We start from the raw sequence: 18,988 nt of genomic DNA on the forward strand, positions 1-18,988 counted from the left end.
GCTGGCAGAAGGGCAGGAGGTTAACTGGAGCGGTGACGACGAAATTGTCTGGCAGGGAATGCTGGCGAGTGAAGTTTATACGACACACAGTACCACCAATGCCATAGGGACTTTACTGACCCAAACCGATGCGAAAGGCAATATTCAGCGTCTGGCTTATGACATTGCCGGTCAGTTAAAAGGGAGTTGGTTGACGGTGAAAGGCCAGAGTGAACAGGTGATTGTTAAGTCTCTGAGCTGGTCGGCCGCAGGTCATAAGCTGCGTGAAGAGCACGGTAACGGCGTGATTACGGAGTACAGTTATGAACCGGAAACTCAACGTCTGATGGGTATCGCCACCCGACGCGCCGAAGGGAGTCAATCAGGAAGCAGAGTATTGCAGGATCTACGCTATGAGTATGATCCGGTGGGGAATGTCATCAGTATCCATAATGATGCCGAAGCTACCCGCTTTTGGCGTAATCAGAAAGTGGAGCCGGAGAATCGCTATGTTTATGATTCTCTGTATCAGCTTATGAGTGCGACAGGGCGTGAAATGGCCAATATCGGCCGACAAAGCAATCAACTTCCCTCACCCGTTATACCTGTTCCTGCCGATGACAGCACCTATACCAATTACCTTCGTACCTATATTTATGACCGTGGCGGTAATTTAGTTCAAATCCGACACAGTTCACCCGCGACTCAAAATGGTTACACCACAGATATCACCGTTTCAAGCCGCAGTAACCGGGCGGTATTGAGTACATTAACGACAGATCCAACCCAGGTGGATACGCTATTTGATTCCGGCGGTCATCAGAAGATGTTAATGCCAGGGCAAAATCTGGATTGGAATCTCCGGGGTGAATTGCAACGAGTTACACCGGTGAACCGCGAAAATAGCAGTGACAGTGAATGGTATCGCTATAGCAGTGATGGTATGCGGCTGCTAAAAGTGAGTGAACAGCAGACCGGTAACAGTACTCAAGTACAACGGGTGACTTATCTGCCGGGATTAGAGCTACGCACAACTGGGGTTGCAGATAAAACAACCGAAAATTTGCAGGTGATGACGGTAGGTGAAGCGGGTCGCGCGCAGGTAAGGGTATTGCACTGGGAAAGTGGTAAGCCGACAGATATTGACAACAATCAGGTGCGCTACAACTACGATAATCTTCTCGGCTCCAGCCAGCTTGAATTGGACAGCGAAGGGCAGATTCTCAGTCAGGAAGAGTATTATCCGTATGGCGGCACGGCGATATGGGCGGCGAGAAATCAGACGGAAACCAGCTACAAATTTGTTCGTTACTCCGGTAAAGAACGGGATGCCACTGGATTGTATTATTACGGCTACCGTTATTATCAACCTTGGGTGGGTCGATGGTTGAGTGCTGATCCGGCGGGAACCGTGGATGGGCTGAATTTGTACCGGATGGTGAGAAATAACCCCATCACATTGACTGACCATGACGGATTAGCACCATCTCCGAACCGAAATCGGAACACATTTTGGTTTGCCTCGTTTCTGTTTCGTAAACCTGATGAGGGAATGTCTGCGTCAATGAGACGGGGACAAAAAATTGGCAGAGCCATTGCCGGAGGGATTGCGATTGGCGGTCTTGCCGCTACCATTGCCGCTACGGCTGGCGCGGCTATCCCCGTCATTCTGGGGGTTGCGGCCGTAGGCGCGGGGATTGGCGCGTTGATGGGATATAACGTCGGTAGCTTGCTGGAAAAAGGCGGGGCATTACTTGCTCGACTCGTACAGGGAAAATCGACATTAGTACAATCGGCGGCTGGCGCGGCTGCCGGGGCGAGTTCAGCCGCGGTTTATGGCGCACGGGCACAAGGCGTTGGTGTTGCATCGGCCGCCGGGGCGGTAACTGGGGCTGTGGGATCATGGATAAATAATGCTGACCGGGGGATAGGTGGCGCTATTGGGGCCGGGAGTGCGGTAGGCACCATCGACACCATGTTAGGGACCTCCTCCACCCTTACCCATGAAATCGGGGCCGCGGCGGGTGGGGCGGTTGGTGGGATGATCACCGGTACGCAAGGGAGTACTCGGGCAGGGGTCCATGCCGGTATTGGCACCTATTATGGCTCCTGGATTGGTTTTGGTTTAGATGTCGCCAGTAACCCTGCCGGGCATTTAGCGAATTACGCGGTGGGTTATGCCGCTGGTTTGGGGGCTGAAATGGCTGTCAACAGAGTAATAGGAGGCGGATTTTTGGGGAGGATCTTAGGCCGAGTTGTCAGCCCATATGCCGCCGGTTTAGCCAGACAATTAGTACATTTCAGTGTCGCCAGACCTGTTTTTGAGCCGATATTTAGTGTTCTCGGCGGGCTTGCTGGCGGCATTGGAACTGGCCTGCACAGAGTGATGGGAAGAGAGAGTTGGATTTCCAGAGCGCTAAGTGCTATCGGCGGCGGTATAGATCATGTCGCTGGCATGATTGGTAATCAGATCAGAGGCAGGGTCCTGACCACCACCGGGATCGCTAACGCGATAGACTATGGCACCAGTGCTGTGGGAGCCGCACGACGAGTTTTTTCTTTGTAGTCAATATGTTGTAATAAACATTACCGGCAATCTCCGTCCAACATTGGGCGGAGATATTCGATGATGACAGATCGACACACCAGATTTTAAATCGTCTGGCAGAAAATACTAATGATAGAAGCTAGCTCTGTATCATCATCAATATTAAAAGTAATCACAATTTATTTAATTTTTTAGTGCTTTCATAATACTCATGGCTTGCTCTTTATCTTTTACCCCCATTCTGAATGAAGGGTTTAAAGAAGTTTGAATAGTCGCTGTGACAAGATGAGTACCTTTAAATGATATTGCCATTCGGGTGCCGATATTTTTATGGATTAAAGCATCAAAATGAGGAAAGCATTGTTTATCGTTTTTTATCGCTATTTCTATCTGGTCATTCCCCCCTTCATCTGGCCCTAAATAATCGATTTTATCTGTACAAACGTGAGTTAAGATAAAATTGCCACCGGATGAAAACGCAAATTCCAATCCCTCTTCTGCTTGTGTTTGTCTGTTTGGGATATTTTTACCGGAGCACCCTGTTATTACAGAGAGAAGTAACATAATAACAAACAAATTTTTCATGATTTCAATCTCAATTTAAGGTGGAATTTCTTTGTCCACGTAATGATCTCGATATGCCCGTCATCTTTCAAGTTGCTTCTTTGTTGGCTGCACTCATTCACCCCGGTCACATAGTTCTCTATGCTCCCGGGGATTCGCTCCCTTGCTGCCGCGATGCGTATTGAAATCCATAGGGTATAATATAGTTAGAAAACTGACGAGAAACTTACCTGATCCAATATATCGTTTGAGATCTTTTCAAAGGTTGCAAAACAGGTTTTAAAGTCGTGGGGTTGTTGATTGTAAACCATAGGAGCTACATAATCCTCAAAGCGTTGAGCGTACTTTTTATTATTTTTTAGCTGTAACAATGCATATCTCATCTCGTCAAATGGGTTATTAGTAAACTCAGGATGTTTACGGCCATATTTAGCAATATCTTCGGAAACAACTTTGATAAATATTGAAAATACATTAGCTAAATCCAGCTTGTAGTTGGTGGCTATCAGATGTACATCGTAGATATGCCTTATTAAAGTTTCATCATCCTTTTCTGGATTACGCTCAGATAATGCTGTACGTCTTAACATAGATACTATTTTTTCAACAAATGTCGATTCGATGTTAACACATAAAAACTCTTTTACCTCGGTATCACGTCTATATAGTTCAGCTACAAGCGATGAAATAGCCCGGGGATCTGGCTTTTCAAATAAAGTTGTTTCCATTAACTCAAGTTTAATAATAGGTCTTAAACAAGGGGCAATCTGATATTGTTGAGGATATCTAATTTCAATTTCTACATACCGGTATTCATCACGTTTTATCGGTTTTTCAGTAATTTTGAAAGCATCATCAGTAATAATGGTAGTAAATAACTGTTCTTGAAAAATCTTCCGAATTCTCTTACGTTCCGAACGGCTAAAAGATTGCCAGTTGCTACGCGGAATAATTTTAAGATCAATATCCTCAGACATTCGCATAATTTTAACGTGTGATTTAGCCAGAGCAGTACCACCACCAAAAATAATGGTAAATACGTCAGATTCAACCTTTGCAATTAAAGTAAGTAAATGGACTATCCAGAAGTCTTTTTCAATGATTGCAGGGTTATCTATGCCTAGTTCAAATGCAACATCATTAAACTCTTTTCTCAGTTGATCTATCTTTTTCATTTATTATTTTTCTGCCTATTTGTAAGCGAGTGCTAAATTTCCGATTATCAAATTTGAACTTAATTGATGCCGGGATTTGGGTTATTTCACCGTTCATAAATTTGAGTGTTAAATCATCAAAAGTAAAATCAATTTTTTTGAGTTTTAGCACCTCGGATACAATGGCATCTACACCGCCAGGTTTTGCTGGGATAGGTTTGCCTGATATAGTGCTCGGTCTGGCTTTTGTATATAGCCCATGACCAATTTTAATGAGTAGCCCTTTCTGTGTGAGTTGTTTAAGTGCCCGGCCAGTTTGATCATAACTGGCGATATCAGCAAAATCTTTGCGTTCAAAAACGTAACGTCTTGATCTGTTTAATTTTTGTTTTATTTTTTCGTAAGCTGTCATAACTCCCCCTTTAGAGAGATGCAAAATTACTGCATATAATAATAGCATAATACGGCATAAAACAAGAAATTATCTATAATAATGTATTATATATCAGTAATATGATTGCTTGACATGAGAAATGACCTGTTGAGTAAAATGGTTGTGAGCTATCTTTGATTTTTATAAAAATACTTCAAGAAATAGATACCCGTTCTTCTTCATCACCGGTGTTTTACCATTCGTTACGGTTTTATTGCCACGGTGAAGCCACCGTTTAGCCGTGGTGAACAATTACATCACGAGAAAATCTGAAATTGATAGCGGTATTGGTAGAATAATGAATGGGAAAATCGTATATATTGGGATGACAGAATTGTAGAGGAGTTAATATTGTGGTCAAATCGTCTTTTATAATGAGCCGTTATTATGCAGAGTGCTAACCAAAAAATTAGCACTTTGTAATTATTAGTAATATATCACACTGAATAAATGAATAAATGAATAAATGAATAAATGAATAAATGAATAAATGAATAAATGAATAAATGAATAAATGAATAAATGAATTAATTTTACCAATCTATATAGAGGTTGATTTTCAATTAATTAGTGATTGGCTTGATATTTAAAATCGTATTTAAAAGTAAATGTCAATATATTGAAACTTACCATTCATGCCATTATTTAATTATACACATTGGTTTTATTGACATGTTTTTATTTACTATAATCAAAAATTAGTTTATGAGCAATTATTGCAATAATACCGATAACAATGCGAATTAGATAATTTAAGTTTTTCTTCTATGTTAATGCAGGAAATCCGCTGAAATCTGTTCATTAGATGAGTTTGACAAAAATATCGTTGTTGAATAATTCCTGTCTGGTTAGGGTGCGTTACGTATTCAGTACAATAAAGCTTACCTAATTAGCTTACAACGCGGGTTTATGCAGGTATTTTGCGCCGATGTTTAATATTTACAAGCGGATCAGAAAATAGAACTTGTTTTAAACACGTCTTAGACGCCATATAATAACTTCTTATTTTCCATACAAATTCAGCTAACAGGATTATTTTATGAGTACCAAAGTTATACCTATCCCATCATTTGGTCGTGATATGGCCCTCAATGAGTCAACTGTTCTGATTGATCAGGAGCACATCAACACGCTGATAGAAAAGATCGATATTTCGCAACCTGCGGCGGTGATCAGCTATGGTGCTCAACCTATGGGAGGGATTGCCCGTTTTGCTGATACGTTATTGGAGAATGTAAAAACCAAGGAAGCTGATGAAGTAGGCCAAAAACTCTCGGATTTGGTCATGTTTATTCGTGAACATGATGCGCTGTCCCCAGAAGAGAAAAGTAGTCGCTTTCTGAGAAAATTACCGTTGATCGGCGGGATTTTTAAGAAAGCTGAACGCACTATGATTGATCAAAAGACGCTAACACAACAGGTCGATACCATCGCCACTCATCTGGATAGTGCAATGCTTAACTTGCTGCGTGATATCACGGTGTTAGATCAACTCTACGATCGCAATCTGGGTTTCTATAAAGAGATATCGCTCTATGTTGAAGCGGGCAAACAGAAGTTACAACAGATTAAAACGGTGGAGTTGCCCTCATTACAGAGAAAGGCTGAAACGTCTCAAGATATGATGGATGCGCAGAGTGTTAAAGATCTGCTGGAAAATATCAATCGCTTTGAACGCCGTCTTCACGACCTGGAACTGTCAAAAACCATTGCTATACAGACAGCTCCGCAGATCCGGATTGTACAAAATAATAACCAGCAACTGGCGGAAAAGATCCAGAGTAGCATCCTTTCTACATTGCCAATCTGGAAAAGTCAGATGGTACTCAATCTGTCACTGAAAGCTCAGAGTAGAGCGGCTAAATTGCAAAAAGAGGTGGCCGATACGACCAACGAATTATTACGCAAAAATGCTGAAATCCTGCAACAGAGCAGCATTGCAACGGCTACTGAAGTGGAACGTTCTATCGTTGACATTGAAACCTTGCGTGATGTGCAGAGCCGTTTAGTCAATACGATTGAGGATACAATGCGCATTGCGTCAGAAGCGCGTATTAAGCGGACTGAGATTGAGAAAGAACTCTCCTCAATGGAAGGTAATTTACGCCAGCGTTTAACTGAGGCGGCTAATGCACAATATTAGTCATCTTATCAGGTGCTTTCCTGACAGTAATAGATATTAAGAAGAGTAAAATACCCTATGCCTACACCTCAATCATCGTCTGACCGTGATGCGGCACAGCAGCAGGAACAGGAAGTCATGTCCCTGTTCGGTAGCGTCAAGCGGTCTCTGTCACGTGTACTGTTTCATATCAAAGTCTTTATCCTCGCTTTTATACTGGCTTGTATTGTCCTGTATACTCCTTGGTCTTTTTTGGCCTTGCCTGCGGGTAATGGTCATATTTCCACCATAGTGGTGTTATCAGTCTATATCGGATTGTTGTCTCTCTATCCGTCACGTCCATATAGGCCGGCGACTTTGGCCGGTTGGTTAGTGGTGGTGTTGAGTCCGCTGGCGGGGCTATGGGCCGTCGCCCTGTTATTTGGCGGGTTAGCGGCTTTGTTCATCACGATTATCAGACAACGTAAACTAGAGGTAAGCCGGTTCCCGTTATTACTGATAATAGCGAGTACTATTGCCGCGTTGTTTAGAATTGATGCCCATGCGATTCCTGTTTGGTTTGGTGTCGCATTTTTTGTTGTCGTGCTGGTAACGGTGTTGATTGAGCCTTGGAATAATTTTCGACGGCAGAAAGCGCTGCGACAGCAACAACAGATGGTTGCTCGTCAACAGGCAGAGGAGCGGCGTCGGCAAGATGAGACACAGGCAGAGTTTGCTGAATACTATGAGCAATTGGCTCAGATCAAGCGTTATAAGTCTGGCATGGCGCATGAGATGCAGGAACTGGTTAGCCTGATTGAGGAGAAAACGCAGGCGATCATTGGCTGTATGCAGGCTGATGCCAGGGATGTCACTCCCGGTAAGTTATTTCTCAACCGTTATTTACCAATGATTGTCAAGGCATTGGAACGTTGTGTTTTGTTAGAGGAGCAAAATGCTGATAGCGCCCAATTCGAAGAGGTGAGATCTCTGACTTACCAAGGGATACAAGAAATGAGTGTGGTATTTAGCGAAATGCACCAGCGTCTATTAGACAATGATATCGACGATCTATTGGTCGATCTAAAAGTAATGAATCAGTTGATCCGTTCCCAAGGGTTTGGCGCTAAACATAATTAAAAAGGCTAAAAAAATTGATGGGAATTATTGCATGAGCTTGTAACTAACTTGAATTCTGGATAAAAAATTAAATTAAGCGCCTGTTCCAAGATCAGAACTTTCGACCAAGAAAAAAATGATGTGACTGCTCCCCGCCGGCACTGGGCAAGGGTTTACGGCGGTTTTTGCTAAATCAGGAACAGGCATGCACGAATTAGTCGAACTTTTCTGTGATATCAGACATTTGTTACATTCTCAGATGAATTGTTCCGCCAATAAGAGTACCGCGATGATAATCATTACAGCGCCGGATACCCGGCTGACAATATGCGCGGCCTGTGGGCGGGTTTTTAGGATTGCCCGGGAACCGTATCCGACTATCAGATAAATTACACCACAACTTAAAATGTGAAGCAGACCCAGTGCCATAATTTGTGCCGGGATCGGCCAGCCGGCTGTCGGATCGGTGAACTGCGGCAACAGTGCCAGGAATAGCAGGGAGACTTTCGGGTTCAGGCCACTGACACAGAGTCCCTTTATCGCCCATTGGGACCTGGAACCTACCTCCCGCTCATCGCTTGTTGTAGGTGCGGAAGGATGACGGATCATGTTAATGCCGAGCCACAGCAGGTAACCCGCTCCGGCTACTGTTAATACTGTCAGAGCGACTGGGGTACCAGCAACCAGTGCTCCCACACCGGCTGCCACAACAATTGTCGCAATGAGGTGCCCGCATAGTAGTCCTGTGACCGCAGGAAGTACCACACGACCGTGCATACCCGCAGAGATGGCGTAAGCCCAGTCTGCTCCTGGAGTGATGATAAGCAGAACGGAGACAACCCAGAATGCAGCGAACAGACTTAACTCCATAGTTTTATTCCCCAATCAGATTGCAGGGTTACTGCTTCTACAGTCACAAGTTGTAACGTCTTCCAGTCTGAAAGATTCTTGCAACATGAGTAAATACGCATATTATTTCCACCTTATTATTCTCATTTCCGAATTACCATTTTGATGAAAAATATGAGTACATCCGGGCTGTTTACATCAGTGGAAAGAATATCCTTCTATCGTTAAAATGTGCTTCCAACTTTGGTTATTTTGATGCGAATAAAAGAGAGATCCTTCCAAATGGACAAGATTGATCGCAAGATTCTTGCTGAGCTACAGGCGGACGGTCGTCTTTCCGTGACCGACCTTGCTGAACGGGTAGGACTTAGCCTTTCACCATGTCATCGCCGGGTACGGTCACTGGAACAATCGGGGATTATCAGAGGCTATCGTGCCCACCTTGATCCCAGCAGCCTTGGTTTTAACTTTTCCGCGATTGTGTTCGTAACCCTGCGTGAAGGAGACAGGTTGGCAATCAGGTCATTTGAAGACGCCGTTACGGAAATACCGCAGATTATCTTGGCGCAAAGGCTTTTCGGTGATCCTGACTATCTCATGCACGTCGTTACTCATGATCTGCCCGCTTTTCAGAAGCTCTATGACGAACGGTTGTCTAGCATGCCCGGCGTTCAGCGCCTAATATCAACCCTCGTCATGAAAACCGTTATCCAGGATCGTCCTCTTCCGTTGACATAGGCATTTAAAGGTTATCAACGAAAGAAACGTGCCAGATTTGTTCGGACGATGAATGGAAGAAGACTTACGCTAGATTAATTTGATAAACCTTCGTATAAATATTCGATAACTGACAGGGAGGTCTATAATATTTTTAAAACTTTTTTGTGATGAAATATTCTTTTTTTATATTTTGAGTGTTGATTAGGAGGAAATACAGAATTGCTTATCAGAGAGATATACCTAGCTCTCTTATATTCCTCTTGCTGTGTTTAGACATGGGCGTTATATCGCTATTTTTTAGGAAGCACTCTAAATAACCGCACCAAAATAGTAGAGCATTTAAGAGAATTACCTTCCTATTTAACTGTTTTGATCCACCGTAAAATGCAAAAACTTACCTAGAAAAACCTGATATCAATAATAGAGATATCAGGTAGAGCATTAGGGTTGGTATGAAAGTCGCGACTCGTACTTATTTAACGCGAAAACTCACTTGGGATTTTGACTCTAACGGTAAGAAAGTAAAACCTATGACTGCAAAATTTGAACGATTACAACAGCTCGCCAGACACGTCGACTTTTCGGCTCTTATTCCCCCTTTGCTGGCGCTTCCTGCTGATGAGGCGCTTGCCATCACGGAGGCTTCTCCACATGTTGATGTTGCTTTGCTACGCACCATCTACAACAAACATATTACGGAGCATCAGGATTGGATAAAACAAGTAGAAGAAGTATGTGGCCCGCCTCCTTGGATTGTTCGTAGTGCAGGTTTGGAAGATGGTGCAGTTTTCGTTAATGCAGGCGGCTATGCGAGTGTAATTTGCCGTCGTACAGCAGATTTTGCCGATACTGTTGCGGAGGTTGCCTTTAGTGGGTTTGAATCTCAAGCTATCGCACAACAACGATTAATCAATCCTGATTATCAACCACAGCCAATCACCTGTTTCGTTCAACGGTTGATTGAAGGTACTCCACCCAGAGTGGAACCTTTACAGGCTCCCTATCTGACAGCCGATGCATGTCGTAGTTTGTATAAAATTATCAGTCAGTTGCATCAACATTTTTCTGAAATTGCGTTGGATACTGAGTGGGTATTGGAAACAGATCATGGCTTGGTATCGGCCACTGGACTGACTTTGGCCGCTTCTGATGGCGTCCGGGGAGAACTGGCGTTTGGTTTTGGCTTTGCGGCAGCACAATCACCCGGATCAAGGGTAAACTCAGTCGCCTATCATTGGCCGACATTAACCGCTCCCTTGTGGTATGGCACACAATTACGTCAGGTACATGTAGATAAACTTTGGTTAGTGCAGGTGCGCCCGGCACCCGGTTACACGCTTGAACGCCGTGTTCAACGGTTAACCGCCGAAGTACGAACCGAGCTGGCGCATTGTATGCGAGCAGTACCGGCGACAGCACTACTGCCTCCTTCGGCACCTTCTTTAGGCAGCTTCCTTTGTGCATCGACATTGGATGATGCCTGGTCTCGTTACCTGCGTCTCTCCCCATCTGTGCAAGCGGCGCTTACTGCTATCTTCGTTGAATCTGGAGTAGCTAGTGAACACTCCGGCATCATGTTCCGCCAACAAAATTTGCCGGTTTTTCTTATCCAACTAACGGATATACCCGCTGTTTCCTGGGTAGCTATTGATAGTATGGGGGAATTGGCCTACTTTAGTGCACAAAAGCCGCTTATCGAACTGAAAACGGAAACAGCCGAAGCGGTTAATTTGCCTGTCTCAGTACAACGTGTGTTTGACGACAGTGAACCCCTGCTAATAACGGAACTTACATCTCAACATGTTACCGATATTCTGCAAAATGCGTTAACTGGCTTACCGATGTTAGCGAAAAAGAGCTATACCACACTTAAACAGCGCACGATCTTCCCAACCGACACCTGGCTGCAAAATGGTAATGCTGTCCGAAGCCCCAGTTTAACAGGTTGGCTCCTTGCACAGGCAGGAGAGAGAGCGACTGAGTTTTTACCCTTTGATTGGCCGACAACGGACGCAATGGCAGATTATCTCTGTGCTCTCACCGCTAAAAGCAATCCGCAATCTGTGTTACCGCGCTTATGCAAAGCTATTCCAACACTTGCAGATAGGTTCGTCCAACTCAATGATCTGCGCCTAATTATGCAATTAATTAAAACCGAAGCATGGATTGAAAAATTGCCGTCCGTCCAATTAACGTCATTGGTCGATGCTGCAATAACCGCACCGTATAGCGACGCACGCCTATTGCTAGAATGTATACTCCACGTACTTGCAGATACAGAAATTCTGCCCATTTACGAAGATACTGAGCGGTTAAATATCGTACATTCTCTGGTCGGTGCGGCAGAGTCCACGCTTTCTCCGGCCTCTCTATTAGAGATAATACATCACGGCCAACTAGCGCCGACTGCGCTCGCTAGCTTGGTATGTGCCCCAAAAGCGTTTGCTGCCTATCTTGCGTTTTTGACTCCGTTGAAATGTTTTAAGGCTGCCGGTGCATTAGCTGGAGCTAGAGAAGCAGCCGATTTACTGCAAGCCGCCGCCAGCCTAATGGAGACGCTACATCAAGCAAACTTACCGGCATTGCAGGGCCTTTGTCGCATTGATCTGGTGGATACATATGATCAGGCGCTTAAGGCGGTGTTAACCGAAGTGGTCGATCGACGTGATCCCATCACACATCAGCGTTACCTGGATCTGTTGAGTGGTTGGATCGCATTTGCTCAACTGTCGACGCTTTCTGCCACGGAAAAGGCCGCATTACGCTCTTTCCTGAGATGGATAGATCGTGCTCGCTATCAATCTATGCCAGATAATTTTTTGCTCGAGTTAAAAGAGAATATTGCGGAACGTTTGGGCGACGACTTCTTACGCTGGCAAGTTTTAATACCCATTGCTGGCAATATGGAGCCTGATCAACTGCCTATAGAAAATGCTCATCAACTACACAATCTCTTGCATCAATGGATGCTGGCTCGCTTCCGAACTGGAGTTGGTTCTGAACTATCTGCATCCTTACGTAAACTGATAAATATCGCGGATGGCTTTGGTGATGCACGTTCTTGTCTGTTGAGGTTAACACGGAACATTCTGGAGATTTCACTACCGTTTGTGGTACACAAAGCCAGTTTTCTCTTCAATGAGAAAGAATTGATCGTTGAATTTGCCGAACTGCCAAATGCGCCGGAAGAGGATATTGGCCGTTTACATGTATTCGAAGCGTTGGCATTGCGTATTGTCGAATGGCAACCTATATGGCGAGTATCACTGAATCGAGTTTGTCAGTTAGGTACTTGGACACTCTTCTTGCGTATGCAGCGTACTGATGGCGCCCGTTGGCAAGTTGAGGATCTCCATCAATTGGTGCTCTGGCTACGGGTGATGTTCGATACAGCTTACGACTTCTCGTATGTTCCTAACGATGAAGTTTCACATGTGTATGAAATGGTTGGTCATTCTCCCTGGCATGAGTTGTTTCGCGCTTATGCCGCTTACCGAGAAGCGGTTGATTTTTCTATCCAACGTATCACCGTCTATTCATTGCCTTTTGCTACAACGCTGGCAGCACTCTGCCTGAACCAGTCTGTACGTGATGAGGTAACTGGAGCTTACATTGCTGGTTTTGAAGGTGCCTGGAAAGCCTTTCATTGTATGGTTGAAAAATTGGAGAGGGCAGACGCTGACCAAAACCAGTGGGAGCTCCTTTACACCACAGCAGGGCAACTGGGATTACTGCTTTCAGCGATGTGGCCGCAACAGATACTAATGCGGATGGTACAAGCGCCGCTATCACCTATTGCCGCAGAGCGAATAGGCGTCAGTCTGTTGCACCGTCGTGACCTGACTCTCACATTGCAACAGCTAATTGCAGAGCCAGAAAATGCAGCTTTGCGCGATTTGGTGTTACACCATGTGCCTGAAATTGCTGTAAATGCAGACTCTGCCGCTACAATCGCAAATGAAGTTGTAGTCTGGCAAAGAAAGTTTAAGCGCTGCAAGGAATACCTGGTCGCCCACTATTCTAATGTACTCTCTGATAGCCAATGCCAACAATTGATCAAACAACTTGGGCTGGTGCCTTATGGCAGAACTGAGGAAATTGAAACCTACATTCAACGTGCTTTGACTCACATCGCAGTAGAGGGGAAAGGTCGTTTTAAACTGGCTGAAGTTGATCCTATTGCTATTATTCGAGCTATAAGTACGGAGGCTTGCGTATGATTTTTCAAGGAGACATCATGTCACTATCAGAGAATTACATTCGGCGATTGATCATCAAAGTTGCCTGCGACACGACAGGTGATAGCGCGGAGGAATTAATCGAGCGCGGACGGCTAGAGATCCCTGCCCGTGATGCGATTGAATTTGTGGTACGACTGGAAGCGATATTCGATTGTACCTTGGGGTGGTTGCGATATGAGCCTTTGTCGATAGAGATCAATAAATTTTCGGCAATTGTGAGTGATGCCCTTAACGCGCGTGCATCTACTTCATCAACCTTATCTCATCCTCCAGAAGACCTTGTTTAAAATTTTGTACAGTTGTTATTTTACGGGCGGTGAATTTCCAGGTCGCCTGTTTAACACTCTGCGGATAAGCGCTGCTATCTCTGTTTATCTTTTACACTCATACTCATCCTTACCCTCTGAATCATAATTGATTTTATCGCTATTTCTCACTATGGATATTGCCTTGGGAGTTATCTCATGTTCTCCAAGGCACCAGTCAAGCCTGTGCATATAACCCATAGACAGTTTTTGTAACGTTAGCGTCACGGCTTTAATGTTATCCCGTACACAGAAGTTTACTTTTTAGTAATATTATTAGAATGATTAATTATTTGAATGATCAATATTTATTGAGTATGATTATTATTAGTTTTTCTAAAGTGTTTTATTAAATTTATAAGGATTGGCTAATTTGAGATAAAAAGCTAAATAAATTGATAATGCATTTTTATATATAAGGAATTTACTTTAGTGAAATAGTTTGTTGTGCGTTATTGTTAATGTAAATTTATGCATAGGCATTATTGCTCTGTCTTTCTGTAAAGCAGAAGCAAAATACATCCCGTCAATGTCGCATGGCTGACTTCCTTCTCATGAGCTACTGTTTAGGATAAATACTATGTTTGAAAGCTTGATGAACGAAGTGCCGAAAGTACACGTTAATATTAAACGGAGCTTCCATACTGGTAGTGTACAGAAAAAAGTTGAGTGGCCGCTAAGATTGCTATTCTTGAGCGATTTTAGTTATGGGCGGACAACTCATCTCCTATCTGCTAATGGCGGTAAAGAAAATATCACTCTGACTTTCCGCGATCTGAAATCCAATCTGCTAGACAACGCTATGTTCTGTAAAGAACAAGAAACCATTCTGAAAGTGCCGACGCCGAACAATGACCTGTGTAAGGCGGTGAAGGCCAATCTGTTACATACAACATTAAAGACCCGACCAAAGATAAGCACAATCACCTGAAACAGGTTGAGTTGTGCTACGAAAAAATCACTTAAATTGACTTCATTCCGATTTTTGGAACGTGTTGTGTTACGGCGCAATTCGGCAGAAGAAGGATTAACTGTCTGCTGCGTTTTGCCGAGCGTCTGCGGGGGCGGGTGCTCGGCAAAGCGTCCCATAAAATAGCAACCACACCTTATGCGCATCGGTCACGGCGAGGGGCGGTAGCGTACTAAACCTGCCATCAGCTATAAGAAAATAATAAGAAAATAAAACGTATGGAACACTCTCGCTGCTGGAGAGGGAAGACAACGATACGTTCATCAGTTTAAAAATTGCATTGCCAAGATATTCAAGAGCTGAAAGGCAAATTGAAAATCCCTTCAACTATTAGCTTAATTTCAATTATTAGCTCAATTTCAATCATCAAAGTTGTACATACTTCAAGGTATGTCAGTTTCTAGTCTGTTGTTACAATTTTAAAAAGGAGATTTGCTTTGAAAATATCGATTGTTGGTGCGGGTGTTATGGGGTTAGACACCGCGATGGTGTGCGCCGCTTTTGGTCACGATGTCGTCATTTTAGATATTGATCCAACAGTACTTGAGAATATTCCTTCCCGGATAAAAAAGGAGTTTAGGCTCTATCAAATGCTTGAACCTTCACTTAAATCCGTGAATATCAATGAGCTGATTGAACGAGTAAAAGTAGTCAGTGACTATCAAGAAATTGAAGGGAGTGATTGGGTCATTGAAAATGTGAAAGAAGATCTGGCCGCAAAACAAAATGTATATGAACGGCTGTCTTCTATCATTAATGAGAAGACCTTCGTCGCTGCAAATACTAGCTGTATTTCAATTACTAAGATTGGCTCATGCTTACCTTACCCGGAGCAAGTTATTGGCCTGCATTTTATGAATCCTGTCGCGCTTAAGAAATGTGTAGAAGTGATTAAAGGTTTCCATACTAGCGATAAAACGTTAGAGGCTTCTCAAGCCTTGCTGCAAAGTATTAATAAGAGTGCGGTGGTGGTGGAAGACTACCCCGGCTTCGTTTCAAACCGATTATCTCACCTATTTATGAATGAAGCTGCTTTTTTGGTGCAGGATGGCGTTGCGACGCCAAAGGATATAGACAAGATTTTTAAAGATGGATATGGCCATGCGATGGGGCCTTTGGAAACCGCCGATCTGATTGGGCTGGATACTGTGGTGAATTCATTACGTGTCCTTTATGACAGCTATCAAGATCCAAAATATCGATGCTGTCCACTGCTTAAGAAAATGGTCGATGCCGGGCATTTGGGTAAAAAAAGTGGTATGGGTTTCTTTAAATACAAATAATTAGGGAAGTGTGAAAATGAATAATATTGACACACAAGTTGAAGTAACAAATAAACCCGTCAAATGTGTGATTTGGGACTTGGATAATACGATTTGGGAGGGGGTTTTATCTGAGCAGGATGAGGTGAAACTCAAAGAAAATATTGCCCAGATTATCAAAAAACTGGATAATATGGGCATTTTGCAATCTATTTCCAGTAGAAATGATGCCAGTGATGCGATGGCTAAACTTCGCGAATTTGAACTGGATGAATATTTTATTTATCCGCAAATCAATTGGGGACCAAAGTCTTTATCGATAGAAAGAATTCAGAAGAGCCTGAATATTTCAACCGATACTTTTATTTTTGTTGATGACCAAATAATGGAGAGGGATGAGGTTAATTCAAAACATCCCGAAGTTGTTTGTATTGACGCTTTAGAATATAAGACAATTCTGGACTTACCGCGAATTGCGAACATGGAAATATCTGATGATGCAAAGCTGAGAAGGAGTCGTTATCAAGATGATATTCTCAGGAAAAATGAGGAAGAGCAATTTGTCGGCACGCCCGAAGATTTCCTCAGTCAATTAGATATGAAATTCTATATCGCTAAAGCCGAAGAGGAAGATTTGCTGCGAGCGGAAGAGTTAACTCAACGCACCAATCAACTTAATTCTACCGGCATTACTTACAATCGTGATGAATTATCCGAGCTTATGGCTTCTGATGATCATGACCTGTTTGTATTTGAGCTAGTCGATAAATATGGTTCTTACGGAAAAATAGGTCTTGCTCTGGTTCAATATAAAGGTGACACGGATTATATCAAGCTTTTGCTGATGTCATGTAGAACCTTGTCCAGAGGTGTTGGCAGTATCGCTCTGACTTATATTATGAAGCAAGCTAAAGAAAAATCACATAATTTGCATGCTGAGTTTAAACGGACACAGCGTAATAGACAAATGTATGTCACCTATCAATTTTCTGGTTTTAAAAAATGTCAAGAACTCTCAGATGATACAATAATCTTCTCTCACGATCTGAGCCAAGTTCCTGATTTTCCGCGTTATGTCAAAATTGAAATTAATTAAAGGATGAGTGTGTGAAAGATTCATGTGTTGTATCAGCAGAAATTCGTGATTTTATTGAAAGTAATATTACCAATTTCGATGATGAAATAGAGTTAAAGGACGACACGAATATTTTTGAAAGCGGTCTGGTTAACTCTTTATTTTCTATGAGACTGCTATGCTTTATCGAAGATAAGTTTTCGGTCTCAATTCCAGATGAATATATTGAAAGAGAGAATTTTGTTTCGATTGAAAAAATGCAACAACTTGTCCAAAAAATAAAAGGTTAGATTTTATTTATGAATAATAAAATAGACCGGCTGGTTAAATTAGCGAAAGCGTTTTCAAATGAAGTACTTCGGCCTCAAGCCGGTGTATTTGACCAACAAGGCGGCGTACCAAGAGAAGTTATTACTCAAATGGCCGATTTAGGATTTCTGGGATCTATTCTACCGCGAGAATATGGCGGTAGTGGCATTGATCCATTGTCATACGGCTATTTAACGGAAGAAATCGGTAAAGGCTGCAATTCGGCAAGGGCATTGCTTACGGTCCACACCAGTTTGGTGGGTGAAACGTTAGTGAGACTTGCCAACGCGGAACAAAAAGAAAAGTATCTGCCGGCAATGTGTAAAGGTGAGAAAATTGCCTGTTTTGCACTGTCTGAGCCTAATGCCGGGACAGATGCTGGCTCAATTCAGACAACGTATGAAGAGACAGATTCAGGTTATCGCATCAATGGTAATAAAAAGTGGATCACCTACTCGGGAATTGCGGATTTGTTTTTGGTCTTTGCCAAGAATGGCGACAAAATCAGCGCCTTTATGGTCGAGAAAGAAGCAGTTGGATTGAGTCGGACACTCATGACAGGACTGTTGGCTAGTCGTGGTGCTTATCTATCCGAGTTGAGCTTTGATAACGTAGAGATCCCTAAAGATAGTCTGATAGGACGAGAAGGTGCAGGGTTAAGTTTTGTGGCGAATACCGCGCTCTTTTATGGCCGATACAGTATCGCTTGGGCTGGGGTGGCAATTGCTCATGCGGCTCTGGAGGAAATGATTACCTATGCCCGCAAAAGAGTGCAGTTCGGTAAAAAAATTGCCCAGCACCAATTAATTCAAGGTCTAATTACCGATTCAACAACGGTTTTTTATGCGGCAAAAGCCTTATGCGAGAAGATTGGCGAATTAAGAAACCAAGGTAGCCATGATGCAATAATGGAAACCAATATTGCTAAATATCAGAGTTCGTTAGCCGCTATTCAAGTTGCAAATAACGCTGTACAGGTTTTAGGGGGTAATGGCCTGTGTAATCACTATCCTGTGGAGCGGTTATATCGAGAAGCTAAGGTACTGGAAATTATCGAAGGCACCAGCCAAATCCAGCAAGTTTTAATTGCACAACATGCATTAAGACAGTTTTATCGTAAAGAATCCGTTCTTTAAAATCAGGATATATCAAAACCATCATGCCAAATATTATTTTTATTTGGTGATGATGATGTCTTGAGTATCTTGGACGTCTATTTATTCGAAAAGTAAATATTATTTCTGAGATGCTCAATCATGACTATTAGGATCAGCTCTATTGGCTCCAGGTTTGGAGTGTACGTTGAACAATAACGAAGCTCCGTATGAGCATTGATATCCTGCTATTACTCGCCTGTGT

At 43.1% G+C, this 18,988-nt stretch carries 15 protein-coding genes; 11 read left to right on the plus strand and 4 right to left on the minus strand.

What is annotated here, in order from left to right:
* The coding region (gene tccC, locus Phpb_RS18450) for an insecticidal toxin complex protein TccC (protein ID WP_240492607.1) at positions 1-2,545 on the plus strand (2,545 nt) is incomplete at its 5' end.
* A 165-nt stretch (positions 2,546-2,710) separates the two neighbouring features.
* Here tccC and Phpb_RS18455 read toward each other — a convergent pair.
* From Phpb_RS18455 to Phpb_RS18465, 3 genes are all read right to left on the minus strand, one after another.
* A complete protein-coding gene (locus Phpb_RS18455) occupies positions 2,711-3,112 on the minus strand; it encodes a hypothetical protein (protein WP_065391632.1) in 402 nt (133 codons plus the stop codon).
* A gap of 185 nt (positions 3,113-3,297) precedes the next feature.
* Positions 3,298-4,266, minus strand: a complete 969-nt coding sequence (locus Phpb_RS18460; RefSeq protein WP_205634806.1) for a nucleotidyl transferase AbiEii/AbiGii toxin family protein — start codon at positions 4,264-4,266, stop codon at positions 3,298-3,300.
* The gene (locus tag Phpb_RS18465) at positions 4,232-4,657 is read right to left on the minus strand and encodes a type IV toxin-antitoxin system AbiEi family antitoxin domain-containing protein (protein ID WP_065391633.1); all 426 of its coding nucleotides are present in this window, start codon (positions 4,655-4,657) and stop codon (positions 4,232-4,234) included. Before Phpb_RS18465 ends, Phpb_RS18460 begins: the two co-directional genes overlap by 35 nt.
* A gap of 1,060 nt (positions 4,658-5,717) precedes the next feature.
* Between Phpb_RS18465 and Phpb_RS18470 the strand changes: the two genes are divergently transcribed.
* Together Phpb_RS18470 and Phpb_RS18475 are read left to right on the plus strand one after the other, a co-directional pair.
* A complete protein-coding gene (locus Phpb_RS18470) occupies positions 5,718-6,821 on the plus strand; it encodes a toxic anion resistance protein (RefSeq protein ID WP_065391634.1) in 1,104 nt (367 codons plus the stop codon).
* A 57-nt stretch (positions 6,822-6,878) separates the two neighbouring features.
* Positions 6,879-7,919 carry a 5-bromo-4-chloroindolyl phosphate hydrolysis family protein gene (locus Phpb_RS18475; RefSeq protein WP_065391635.1) on the plus strand — a complete coding sequence of 347 codons (1,041 nt, stop codon included), beginning with the start codon at positions 6,879-6,881 and terminating at the stop codon, positions 7,917-7,919.
* A 234-nt stretch (positions 7,920-8,153) separates the two neighbouring features.
* On the opposite strand, the gene Phpb_RS18480 is transcribed toward Phpb_RS18475, so the two are convergent.
* Positions 8,154-8,768: a LysE family translocator gene (locus Phpb_RS18480; protein ID WP_065391636.1), complete on the minus strand. Its 615-nt coding sequence runs from the start codon at positions 8,766-8,768 to the stop codon at positions 8,154-8,156.
* Positions 8,769-9,029: 261 nt separating this feature from the next.
* Here Phpb_RS18480 and Phpb_RS18485 point away from each other — a divergent pair, with 261 nt between their 5' ends.
* The 8 genes from Phpb_RS18485 (at position 9,030) to Phpb_RS18520 (ending at position 18,765) form a co-directional block, all read left to right on the plus strand.
* A complete protein-coding gene (locus Phpb_RS18485; protein ID WP_036778185.1) occupies positions 9,030-9,485 on the plus strand; it encodes an Lrp/AsnC family transcriptional regulator in 456 nt (151 codons plus the stop codon).
* 434 nt (positions 9,486-9,919) lie between these two features.
* Positions 9,920-13,687, plus strand: coding sequence for a hypothetical protein (locus Phpb_RS18490; protein ID WP_065391637.1), 3,768 nt, complete (start codon positions 9,920-9,922; stop codon positions 13,685-13,687).
* 17 nt (positions 13,688-13,704) lie between these two features.
* Positions 13,705-13,995 carry a DUF6137 domain-containing protein gene (locus tag Phpb_RS18495; RefSeq protein WP_065391638.1) on the plus strand — a complete coding sequence of 97 codons (291 nt, stop codon included), beginning with the start codon at positions 13,705-13,707 and terminating at the stop codon, positions 13,993-13,995.
* Positions 13,996-14,593: 598 nt separating this feature from the next.
* Positions 14,594-14,944: a type VI secretion system contractile sheath small subunit gene (locus Phpb_RS18500; RefSeq protein ID WP_065391639.1), complete on the plus strand. Its 351-nt coding sequence runs from the start codon at positions 14,594-14,596 to the stop codon at positions 14,942-14,944.
* A 476-nt stretch (positions 14,945-15,420) separates the two neighbouring features.
* Positions 15,421-16,266: a 3-hydroxyacyl-CoA dehydrogenase family protein gene (locus Phpb_RS18505; protein ID WP_065391640.1), complete on the plus strand. Its 846-nt coding sequence runs from the start codon at positions 15,421-15,423 to the stop codon at positions 16,264-16,266.
* A 16-nt stretch (positions 16,267-16,282) separates the two neighbouring features.
* A complete protein-coding gene (locus Phpb_RS18510) occupies positions 16,283-17,341 on the plus strand; it encodes an HAD-IIIC family phosphatase (RefSeq protein ID WP_065391641.1) in 1,059 nt (352 codons plus the stop codon).
* Between the two features lie 11 nt (positions 17,342-17,352).
* Positions 17,353-17,610: a phosphopantetheine-binding protein gene (locus Phpb_RS18515; protein WP_065391642.1), complete on the plus strand. Its 258-nt coding sequence runs from the start codon at positions 17,353-17,355 to the stop codon at positions 17,608-17,610.
* Between the two features lie 9 nt (positions 17,611-17,619).
* A complete protein-coding gene (locus tag Phpb_RS18520; protein ID WP_065391643.1) occupies positions 17,620-18,765 on the plus strand; it encodes an acyl-CoA dehydrogenase family protein in 1,146 nt (381 codons plus the stop codon).
* Positions 18,766-18,988: the final 223 nt, after the last annotated feature.

It is taken from the genome of Photorhabdus namnaonensis (assembly GCF_001684335.1).
GTDB classification, from domain to species: Bacteria; Pseudomonadota; Gammaproteobacteria; order Enterobacterales; family Enterobacteriaceae; genus Photorhabdus; species Photorhabdus namnaonensis.